4 protein-coding genes are annotated in these 4,225 nt (G+C 68.5%); 2 read left to right on the top strand and 2 right to left on the bottom strand.

The features are described 5' to 3' along the window. Nucleotides 1–147: 147 nt before the first annotated feature. Nucleotides 148–1,347 carry an alpha-hydroxy-acid oxidizing protein gene (locus ABD374_RS31710; protein ID WP_344500102.1) on the top strand — a complete coding sequence of 400 codons (1,200 nt, stop codon included), beginning with the start codon at nucleotides 148–150 and terminating at the stop codon, nucleotides 1,345–1,347. A gap of 758 nt (nucleotides 1,348–2,105) precedes the next feature. On the opposite strand, the gene ABD374_RS31705 is transcribed toward ABD374_RS31710, so the two are convergent. Further along, nucleotides 2,106–2,246, bottom strand: a complete 141-nt coding sequence (locus ABD374_RS31705; protein ID WP_344500100.1) for a hypothetical protein — start codon at nucleotides 2,244–2,246, stop codon at nucleotides 2,106–2,108. Nucleotides 2,247–2,858: 612 nt separating this feature from the next. Here ABD374_RS31705 and ABD374_RS31700 point away from each other — a divergent pair. Next, complete coding sequence (locus tag ABD374_RS31700) at nucleotides 2,859–3,332, top strand: RICIN domain-containing protein (protein ID WP_344500098.1); 474 nt, start codon at nucleotides 2,859–2,861, stop codon at nucleotides 3,330–3,332. 165 nt (nucleotides 3,333–3,497) lie between these two features. Here ABD374_RS31700 and ABD374_RS31695 read toward each other — a convergent pair whose 3' ends face one another. Continuing rightward, the gene (locus tag ABD374_RS31695) at nucleotides 3,498–4,022 is read right to left on the bottom strand and encodes an IS5 family transposase (RefSeq protein WP_344500096.1); all 525 of its coding nucleotides are present in this window, start codon (nucleotides 4,020–4,022) and stop codon (nucleotides 3,498–3,500) included. Nucleotides 4,023–4,225 lie beyond the last annotated feature (203 nt).

The following is a 4,225-nucleotide window of genomic DNA, read 5'->3' as shown; positions in this document are numbered from 1 at the left end:
TCAACCCGCCCCCATCCGCGTATCTCATACACCACGGATACAGCCATCCACCCACACCCCCCAGGGACTTCGCGAGAATTCACCCCGACGAGCGCAAGTCAGTAACCGTGACGGCATGGCAGGTTGCGGTGGAAGGGGCAGGGCAGCGTGAATCTCGTCGGCGGATTTCAGGAGAGCGTCTACTGGCAGGCACTGGAGGGGGAGCCTGTGAGGCTTCCCTTCGGCGCGCGGGAGTGGGAGGAGACCGCGCGCAGTGTGATGCCCGCCGAGGCGTTCGGGTACGTGGCCGGGGGCGCGGGCACAGAGCGGGCGGTCGCGGCGAACCGGGCGGTGTTCGCGCAGTGGAGTGTCACGCCGCGGGTGCTGCGGGACGGTTCCGCGAGTGATATCGGCGCCAGTGTGCTGGGCACGGCGATGAGCGCGCCGGTGCTTCTGGCGCCGCTGGGCGTCGCGGAGATCGCCCACCGCGAGGGGGAACGGGCGGTGGCCCGGGCTGCTGCGGACGAGGGTGTGGTGCAGATCCTGTCGACGGTCTCCTCCGTGACGTTGGAGGAGGTGGCGGTGGCGGCCCCTGCGGGGCGACGCTGGTTCCAGCTGTACTGGCCCGAGCACGAGGATCTCGCCCGTTCCTTCGTGGCCCGCGCCGAACAAGCCGGCTACGGGGCGCTGGTGGTCACCGCGGACACCTACCTGCTGGGGTGGCGGCCACGCGATCTCGCGGCGGGCTACTTCCCGTTCTTCGCGGGCAAGGGCCTGGCGAACTACTTCAGCGACCCCGTCTTCTGCGCCCTGCTCGGCGAGAACCCCCACGCCAGTCCGGAAGCGCTGCGCAAGGCGGTCATTACCTGGGGCAGCCTCTTCAACACCGCGACCTTCACCCCCGGACATATCACCCGCCTCAAGGCCTGGACCGCGCTGCCCGTCGTCGTCAAAGGCGTGTGCGATCCCCGCGAGGCGTCCCGGCTCATCGACGCCGGCGCCGACGCGGTCATCGTCTCCAACCACGGCGGACGCCAACTCGACAACGCGCGCCCTGCCCTGGACTGCCTGCCGCCCGTGGTGCGGGCCGCCCGCGGGCATGTGCCCGTCCTCTTCGACTCCGGCATCCGCACCGGCAGCGACGTCTACACCGCGCTGGCCCTGGGCGCGGACGCTGTCCTGCTCGGCCGGCCCTGGATGTACGCTCTGGCCGTCGCCGGCCAGAGCGGTGTCCGCCACACCCTGCGCTGCCTGAAAACCGACCTCACCAACTGCCTGCAGCTCACCGGTCACCACACCCACACCACCCTCACCCCTGACGATCTCCACCGCGCCCCCACCCCGCACGCCCCGCCACAGAATCGGTGAGAAAACACGCTTACCGCAGACAGGGGCGGCGCTGTCACCGGCCTACGACCAACTCGATCCGTCGTCACCCCACACCACCGCCGAATGCAACGAACTACCGCTAACGGTCGGCGAGGGAACCGCCGGGCAGTTCCGGGCGCGAGCCAGCGCCTCGCGGCCTCGAGATGAGCGCGCGGTTTCGCAACGTCCCCGTCGACGACAGCAGGGCCGCCGCCCGGGCCCGCGTCGAGCTCAGCGGGATCATCCACGAACCCGGGCAACCGACTGGTCGCGCTGATGGAGGAGTCCGTCCTGCGCCACCGGGTCTGCGGCGCCGACGCCATGGCCGCCCGACTTGGCTACCTCCTCACCGCCGACGCCCTTGCCCCAGGTCTTTCTCGGCATCGTCCCCACGGCGGCCGAGCGCCGACAGCAGTGGCCGCGCGAGACGTTCCACGTGTACCACGGACCTGCCCCGACCTGGACCGCAAAACCGTGCTCGACCCAGTCCGCTCCTCCGTCATCCGGTCCCCGCCGAACTCTGGCTCGCAGACCCGTCCCGGGCCCTGGGGCAGGGTCTCCAATGGCCTGGTCGGAAGCCAAGGTGAGCGGCGCGTTCATACCTCCGGCTTCCGGGGCCGGAGTCAAGGCTGCCTGCCGGACTACGCCGGAGCTCGCCAGGCGGCGGCAACCAGCAGAGCAGAGCGAGCGCACGGCCGAGCGCTGGTGCCTATGGGTGCCGGTCCGGCGGAGTCCGGCAGCACTTGGACGTATTCCTGTTAGGAGGCTGGCTTCTCGTCCAGCGTGTCCGACAGGGGGGTGTACTCCTGGGGGTCCGGCTTGCCCAGCGAGTCCGGAAGCACCTGGATGTATTCCTGCTTGAGGGTGACTGACTGCTCGTCCGGCGTGTCCTGCGGCACCTGGAACTCCTTTTTATGCGGGATAACAGAAACGCTCTTGAGCGTATCGCCTGGGAGCTTGGGAGCGGCCTGTGCCGCGGACGCCGCACTGAGTACGAGCAGGGCCGCGAGGACGGCCCCAGCCGATGGTCTGCTGAATGGCTTCATACCGGCTGAACGACCGCAGCCCCATCCGAGTAACCCCCGAACCTCCGGCCACGAGCGTGTCGCGGTGGCTACACCGGAGCCGGTGCACTGATACGGGATGACCGGGGCGGCGGGACGTAACCGGCTGGGGCGGGGCGGCCCGGGGGCGGGAGGCATAGAGCTCGTAACACGATCTTGGTCGTGTCGTCGAGGCATCGCGTTCTTCGGATCCATGCTTGGCCGCTCTGGCGAGCTGCCAAGCTGCGGATTGGCCCTGGAGGCCGCGCTCTCTGGCGGCCTGATTGTCTCTTGGCGATGCGGCTCGGGCTTCCGCTACGTTCTGTGGCACGAGTGTCAGCTACGCCGTAGCACCTCCTCGCGGGCCTTCAGGATCGTCAGCGGGTTTTCCCCATTCTTCAGGCGTAGGCGGTGGTGTTCGGGGATCCTGTTGAGGTACCTCTGAAAACCACTGTAAGGAGACCCCCAGTGCGCCTCCCGACCCGGAAAGCCTTCGCCGCCCTCGTCGCCGCAGTCGGCCTCGCCCTCCCCCTCCTCACCGCCACATCCGCCTCGGCTGCCACCGCCACCAGCCGCTTCGCGAACTACCGCTACGGTGACTGCCTGCGCGAGACTGACGAAACCGGCCTCAAGGGCGACCGCTGCACCACCGGACGCGGCAGCCTCCTGTGGCAGTGGAACGGCCGCCTCAACACCAGCACCACTCTTAAGAACAACTACTGGGGCCGCTGCCTCGACAGCAATGACCGGGGCGACGTCTACCCCCTGCGCTGTAACGGCGGCTCATACCAGAAGTGGCGCACCGTCCAGCCCGCCGCCCGCAGCGCCATCATGCTCCAGAGCGTCGGCACGGGCCGCTGCCTCTACCAGCAGGACAACGGCTACTACCGCACTGCCCCCTGCGACCGAAACGCCCAGAACCAGCGCTTCACCATCGGCTGAACGGATCTCCCGACCGCTTCAACATGGTTCTCTGCCCCGGGCAAGCTGCTGCGCGAAGATGGCCTGGACGTCCACAGCTGGCTTCACGCCCGGGGCCGGACCCACGCCGATTTGGATGCGATCTGCGCCGCCGTTCCTGGTCGGTGGTCCCTGGGATATACCGAGTCACTCAGCTTCGAGCCGCTGCCCTTCTGATCTGCTGCGGACCTTCTTGAGGCGTCTCCAGCAGATGAGGCCGCAGGCGAGGGAGACGAGAGCGTCGTGCAGGTCGAGGCGCCGTTCCCAGCGGACAGCCAGGCGCTTGAAGTGCTGCAGGAGCGAGAAGGTCTGCTCGACGACGTAGCGGAGCTTGCCCAGGCCCTTGATGTTGGGGGCGCCCTTGCGGGAGATCACTGGCAGGATCCGGCGCCTGCGCAGCTCGCGCCGGTTGGGGTTGCTGTCGTAGCCCTTGTCGCCCAGAAGCGCGTCGGGGCGCCTACGCGGCCGGCCGGGCTTTCCGGCCACGGGCGGGATGCCGTCGACCAGCGCCAGGGTCTGAGTGACGTCGTTGACGTTGGCCGCGGTGGTGATGACCTTGAACGGGGTGCCCTTCCCGTCGCAGACCAGATGGTGTTTACTGCCCGTTTTCCCGCGGTCGACCGGTGACGGGCCAGCCGCCTCCCTCCTTTTTTGCGCGGATGTGGGAGGCATCCACGCAGGCCCGGGTCCAGTCCAGGGCGTCGGCCGCGTGCAACTCGGCGAGCAGGATGCCGTGCAGCGCCTCGAAGACGCCGGCTTCATGCCACCGACCTAGGCCGTGTCTGATGGTTCTTTGATGAGGTCGCGGAGCCAGATCACGATGGCTGCCGTGGCCAGGGTGCCGTTGAAGATGTAGTCGCGTTTGTCGTACCTGG

Source organism: Streptomyces enissocaesilis (assembly GCF_039533765.1).
GTDB lineage: Bacteria > Actinomycetota > Actinomycetes > Streptomycetales > Streptomycetaceae > Streptomyces > Streptomyces enissocaesilis.
The sequence above is the reverse complement of the archived record's forward strand: the minus strand, read 5'-3'. Positions and strand labels throughout refer to the sequence as shown.